This is a genomic window from Streptomyces sp. NPDC005281 (assembly GCF_040607495.1).
Taxonomy (GTDB): domain Bacteria; phylum Actinomycetota; class Actinomycetes; order Streptomycetales; family Streptomycetaceae; genus Streptomyces.
This window is the reverse complement of record NZ_JBEXGX010000087.1, coordinates 1-4,658: the sequence shown is the minus strand read 5'-3', so window position 1 is coordinate 4,658 and position 4,658 is coordinate 1. Positions and strand designations below refer to the sequence as shown.

The following is a 4,658-nucleotide window of genomic DNA, read 5'->3' as shown; positions in this document are numbered from 1 at the left end:
TGGTAGATGGCGCTCGTTGCGAACAGCAGCCAGGCGGTGACCGAGTACACGGCGCAGGCCACGGCCGCCTGCGGGGTGCGGGCCAGGCAGATGAGCACGACGCCTGCGATCAGCGCGGCGGGCACCATCGCGGCGTGGAGCCAGCCACGCAACCTCGGCTTGACCGGCTCCACCAGGTCGGCCGCCCGCTCCACCAGAGCGGCAACCGCGTGAGTCGTCTCCCCTGCATGGTTGCCTCGTGATCCGTCGGGCGGCCCGTCTTCACGGTGTTCTCCACGCGTTGGGGCGATGTGACCATATTCGACTTCAGCGGCGTCGCGGGACACAGCTCCTCGTCCTCCCCCGGGCTCCTGGGCGTCACTGGCAACCATGCGGTCATGCTAAAAGATCTCACTCCGGCAGTGTGACGGGCGGCCGGTCCGAAACCCCGGGCCGCGTCGCCAGGTACAGGCTGGTTCGCCACCGCGTGAACTCCGGCCCCGTCGTTGATGCTGCCGCCAATTGGGCCTCTCGAAGCTGAGTAGATCGGCTGGACGCGGGAACGATCAGGGCTTGCGAACGGGCACCACCGCTCACCTACGCGCAAGGATCGCCGATGCTTCCTGAGGTCCGCCCCCACGTATCCGCGCCCCTCGCAGACCAGTTGGAACACCAACTGGGCCTGGCTCCCGACCTCGAAGCCAGCCATCTCGACGTGGAGCGCGTCGCCGACATCGCAGTCGTCGCAGCCGCCCACTCCGGCAGCTACGCGGCCATCGGCCATCTCCTCGGGCTGCTGGCCGCGCTTCCTGCCCCCACCGCGGCAGGAGAACGCTTCTGGTCGAACCTGTGGAGGTCCTCGGGCACCGCTTACCTGCTCCCCGCCAACATCAAGGCCGAGGTGCTGCAATCCCTGGCAGGAGAAGGAACCGCCCTGGCCCGACAGATCCTCTCGGCCGTCGATGAGATGACCCCGCCCCAACGCATCGCAGCCGGGGAGGTGATCGGCCAAGCGCTCGCCGAGTCCGACCATCTACCCGACCTCAAGACACAGGTCATCGGAGAACTGTGGCTCCGAGATCTCGAACTGACCGCCTGGCACATCCTGCACGCCGACCGCAGGGCGGACGATCCCGATGGACGCAAAGCCTTCCTCGAAGCATGGACGAACGCCTGAACGTCTGCTCCACCAATGCACGACAGCCGCACAGGGCATGCGGCGCCCGAGCCGCGACCCGGTGCGCAACTCCGGTTTCGTATCCCCTGCTCATCCGGCCCGGTGCTCCTGTCGCATGACCGAGTTCGGGAGGTCCCGGCCGAGGTCACGGGTGCTGGCGGCTACCGGATGCGGTGTCTGTCGTCGCACCTCTGTACACAACGCGTGGAGGGGCCCCGGTGCCATGGCACCGGGGCCCCGAAGGAACTGCTACACCATCTGCCGGCCCTAGTCCTGCGCCGGCCTACTGTTTCCGCACTGCCCCACGGGAGATGAGGACGCGTGCGGGGATCGCAGTTGCTTGACCGGAGACCACCTCACTATCGATGTCCTGCGGTACCCGGACTCAAGACGTCCGCCCGGGCGATCCTGATGGCGCTCGGCCCCTCCGTTCTTTCCCTCTAAACCCATCACTTGCCGAACCTGTACTACGTAATGCCGGTACTGCGAACCGCTCGTGGCCTCGGACAGCGCCACGCTTCGGCAGCCAGCCCCGTCGCCCGTCCTGCACCTGCTCTGGCTTGGAACCCCACTGCCGAACCTCCCGGCACGCGCGCCCGCAGCCGACGCCTTCACCGAGGAACCACTCAAAAACTGCACTGCTGGTACTTGGGAACCGCACTTACTGAACTGCAATTGCCGTACTGCGCGTGGCGGCCCCTGATCACTGCAGGCCACCCGGTCCGGCCGCCAGTCCCGTCACCGTCCTGCAACCGCTCTGGCTTCGGAACTCCACCACCGCACCGCCCTGCGAACTGCACCTACGTGTCCTGCTTACCGGCAGTTCGTGTCTGCCAGGCCCTTGTCGATCTCCGTTACGAGAGAAACCATAACCACGCCCACCACCCAATGTCTACTCCAGCCAACATAGACTTTCGCGTATCCGACAGTGAGGTAGTCGACCTCGAACGGACCAGGAGCGGGGAGCGGCCCGGTAGTCGGGCGGCATCACCCCGGTCGGCGCCGTTGGCCGTTGGTGCCTCTGCCGGCCGCGGCCTTGTGCGGCGGTCTGCACGGTGGCAGGACGGCGTCGTTACGCGTGTTCGGGCCGGCCGGAAGGCGGATCTCCGTGGCCGAGGAGGGTGTCGAGCCGGGCGGCGAGACCGGGATGGGCGGCGCTCAGGTAGGGGCGGGACGCGGTGAGGGGGTGGACGAGGGCGGCGGGGTCGTCATGGGCGAGGGCGGCGTCGAGCTGGCTGAGCGGGGTGCGGGAGGCCGGGGGGAGGTCGGTGAGGGCGGTGATCTGGCCGGCGAGACGGCGCAGGACTGCGGCGTTCTCGCGTGCCCATGCGGCGATGGCGCGGTCGGTTGCGCGGTGGTCGCGGGTGGCCTGGACGCGCTGTTCGCCGGTGGTTCCTGCGGGGCCGGGGCGGCCCCGCAGGTAGCGGCGTTCGGCGGCCTGGCGGCTGGCGACGCCGAGGGGGTGGGCGAGGTCGGCCCAGCTGGCGCCCGCGTGGCGGGCGGTTTCGATCAGACCGGTTTCCCATCCGGCGAGCTGCTCACGAACCTGCCGCAACAGCAGCAGGGAGGCCAGAGTCTGCTCCGGTCCGGCGCCGCGAGCGTCTGGGGCCTCCTGCCGGGCGGCGCGCAGTTCGGCGTCTATGGCTTCCAGGGCCGCCGCCGCGGCGAGAAACGATGCCGGGCTCTGGGTGTCGGTACAGGCGGAGCGGGGTTGGTCGGCTGTTGCCATGGGACCTCCGTCAGGACTGTCAGCCTTTGGATGACACTCAAGTTTGTCATCCATTGGATGACATGCTACAACGGTGGCAGTGAAGCGCATTGGCGGGTACAGCCCGAACCTTCTGGAGGTGTTTTCGCGATGTTGATGCGCACTGACCCTTTCCGCGAGCTCGACCGTCTCGCCCAGCAGCTGACCGGTTCTGGCTCCGGCACCTGGACGAGGCCGTCCGCGATGGCGATGGACGCCTACCGCGAGGGTGACGAGTACGTGGTGGCCTTCGACCTCCCCGGCGTCAGCGCGGAGGCGATCGACATCGACGTCGAGCGGAACATGCTGACCGTCAGGGCCGAGCGCCGGCCCGCGGCGAAGGCCGACGGCGTGCAGATGGAACTCTCCGAGCGTCCGCTGGGTGTGTTCTCCCGCCAGCTCGTGCTGGCCGACACCCTGGACACCGAGCGCATCAAGGCCGACTACGACGCCGGGGTGCTGACCCTGCGCATCCCGATCGCCGAGCGGGCCAGGCCCCGCAAGATCTCCATCGGCGGGGAGTCCTCCCGCAAGCAGATCTCCGGCTGAGCCCCCGGCCGGCCGGAGCCGATGCGGCGGAGGACGGGCGCCTGACCCCCTTCACCCCGTCCTCCGCACCCGATGAAGAAGGGTGGCGGCTGATATGACCGTGCGTTGGGAAGCGTTCCTGGACCAGGTGAAGGAACGCGGCGAGTACGAGAACCGGCAGGAGGCGGAACGCGCAGCCCGCGTGGTACTCGCCCTGATCGGCGCACACCTGGTCGGCGAGGTGCGCGCCCAGCTGGCGGCGCGCCTGCCGGAAGGCTTCGCCCTGATCCTGCTCAACCCGCTGCAGAGCGCCGAACCTCTCACACCGGAGCGGTTCCTGCGGGCGACGGCGGCCTGGATCGAAGGGGCCACCGAAGCGACCGCAGCCTGGGACGTCAGCGCCGTCCTCAGCACGGTCGCCGACGCGGCCGGCGACGACCTGATCAAGCAGGTCCTGCTCCAGCTTCCCGCTGGCTACGACCTCCTCTTCGGCCGCCCCCAGCCCAACTGACCCCCCACCGGTGCCCGCTCCCCCGTCGGGCACCGGAACCACCACCTCGGATACAGAAAGGCAGCCACCGCAGTGATGTCCGACCTGCGTGCACCGCTCCAGCACCCGCCCGTGATGACGTTCGAGCAGATGGTGGAGAAAGTCCGCTACGAAGGCGCCTACCCCACCCGCGAACGGGCCGCAGAAGCCGTCCACCTGATCCTTTCGGGACTCGGACGCCAACTGCCCGGCGACGAACGCGTCGAACTCGCCGCCCGCCTGCCCCTTGAGGCGGCCTGCATCCTCACCGCGCAGATCCCCGACAGCCAGCCCCTCACCGGTTGGGCCTTCGTCAAAGACCTCGCCGACCGCGCCTGCGCCACCCCCGCCACCACCCGCTGGGACACCGGCGCCGTCCTCGCCGCCGTCACCGCCCTGGCCGGCCCCGACCTGATCACCCGCATCCTGAGCCGACTCCCCTCCGGCTATGCGCTTTTGTTCGGCCGCGCCGAACTCGCCCAAGCCGCCTGAGACACGACACGGCCTCCGCATACTGCCGCGCGACACCCCGTACCCCGTATGACGGCCCCGGACCAAGGAAACCGCAGCCGGCACGGAGACCGGCCACACAGAGGAACAGGCCCCAGCCGGTTGGCTGGGGCCTGTTCCTCAGGGGGGCCGGTGGCCGAAGAATAAACCCTGGGGCACACCCGCACAACCAGGCAGGAACAAAGTGA

At 69.0% G+C, this 4,658-nt stretch carries 6 protein-coding genes; 4 read left to right on the top strand and 2 right to left on the bottom strand.

The genetic code is table 11. The features are described 5' to 3' along the window. Positions 1–326, bottom strand: a 326-nt coding sequence (locus tag ABZV42_RS42065) for a hemolysin III family protein (protein WP_356057540.1), incomplete at its 3' end; no start/stop codon positions are given. Between the two features lie 269 nt (positions 327–595). Here ABZV42_RS42065 and ABZV42_RS42060 point away from each other — a divergent pair. Continuing rightward, positions 596–1,156, top strand: coding sequence for a hypothetical protein (locus ABZV42_RS42060; protein ID WP_356057538.1), 561 nt, complete (start codon positions 596–598; stop codon positions 1,154–1,156). Between the two features lie 1,072 nt (positions 1,157–2,228). Here ABZV42_RS42060 and ABZV42_RS42055 read toward each other — a convergent pair. After that, positions 2,229–2,885: a type III effector protein gene (locus tag ABZV42_RS42055; protein WP_356057536.1), complete on the bottom strand. Its 657-nt coding sequence runs from the start codon at positions 2,883–2,885 to the stop codon at positions 2,229–2,231. 129 nt (positions 2,886–3,014) lie between these two features. On the opposite strand from ABZV42_RS42055, the gene ABZV42_RS42050 reads away from it, so the two are divergent. The 3 genes from ABZV42_RS42050 (at position 3,015) to ABZV42_RS42040 (ending at position 4,452) form a co-directional block, all read left to right on the top strand. After that, positions 3,015–3,452: an Hsp20/alpha crystallin family protein gene (locus ABZV42_RS42050; protein WP_355991592.1), complete on the top strand. Its 438-nt coding sequence runs from the start codon at positions 3,015–3,017 to the stop codon at positions 3,450–3,452. A gap of 94 nt (positions 3,453–3,546) precedes the next feature. Beyond that, complete coding sequence (locus ABZV42_RS42045) at positions 3,547–3,942, top strand: DUF2267 domain-containing protein (protein ID WP_356057534.1); 396 nt, start codon at positions 3,547–3,549, stop codon at positions 3,940–3,942. A 75-nt stretch (positions 3,943–4,017) separates the two neighbouring features. Continuing rightward, entirely contained in the window at positions 4,018–4,452 is a 435-nt protein-coding gene (locus ABZV42_RS42040) for a DUF2267 domain-containing protein (protein WP_356057532.1), read from the top strand. The last annotated feature ends 206 nt before the right edge of the window (positions 4,453–4,658 follow it).

Excerpts from the sequence above, each read along its gene's own strand:
- ABZV42_RS42055 (WP_356057536.1), bottom strand. The coding sequence starts at position 2,885 with ATGGCAACAGCCGACCAACCCCGCTCCGCCTGTACCGACACCCAGAGC.
- ABZV42_RS42060 (WP_356057538.1), top strand. The coding sequence starts at position 596 with ATGCTTCCTGAGGTCCGCCCCCACGTATCCGCGCCCCTCGCAGACCAG.
- ABZV42_RS42040 (WP_356057532.1), top strand. The coding sequence starts at position 4,018 with ATGTCCGACCTGCGTGCACCGCTCCAGCACCCGCCCGTGATGACGTTC.
- ABZV42_RS42050 (WP_355991592.1), top strand. The coding sequence starts at position 3,015 with ATGTTGATGCGCACTGACCCTTTCCGCGAGCTCGACCGTCTCGCCCAG.
- ABZV42_RS42045 (WP_356057534.1), top strand. The coding sequence starts at position 3,547 with ATGACCGTGCGTTGGGAAGCGTTCCTGGACCAGGTGAAGGAACGCGGC.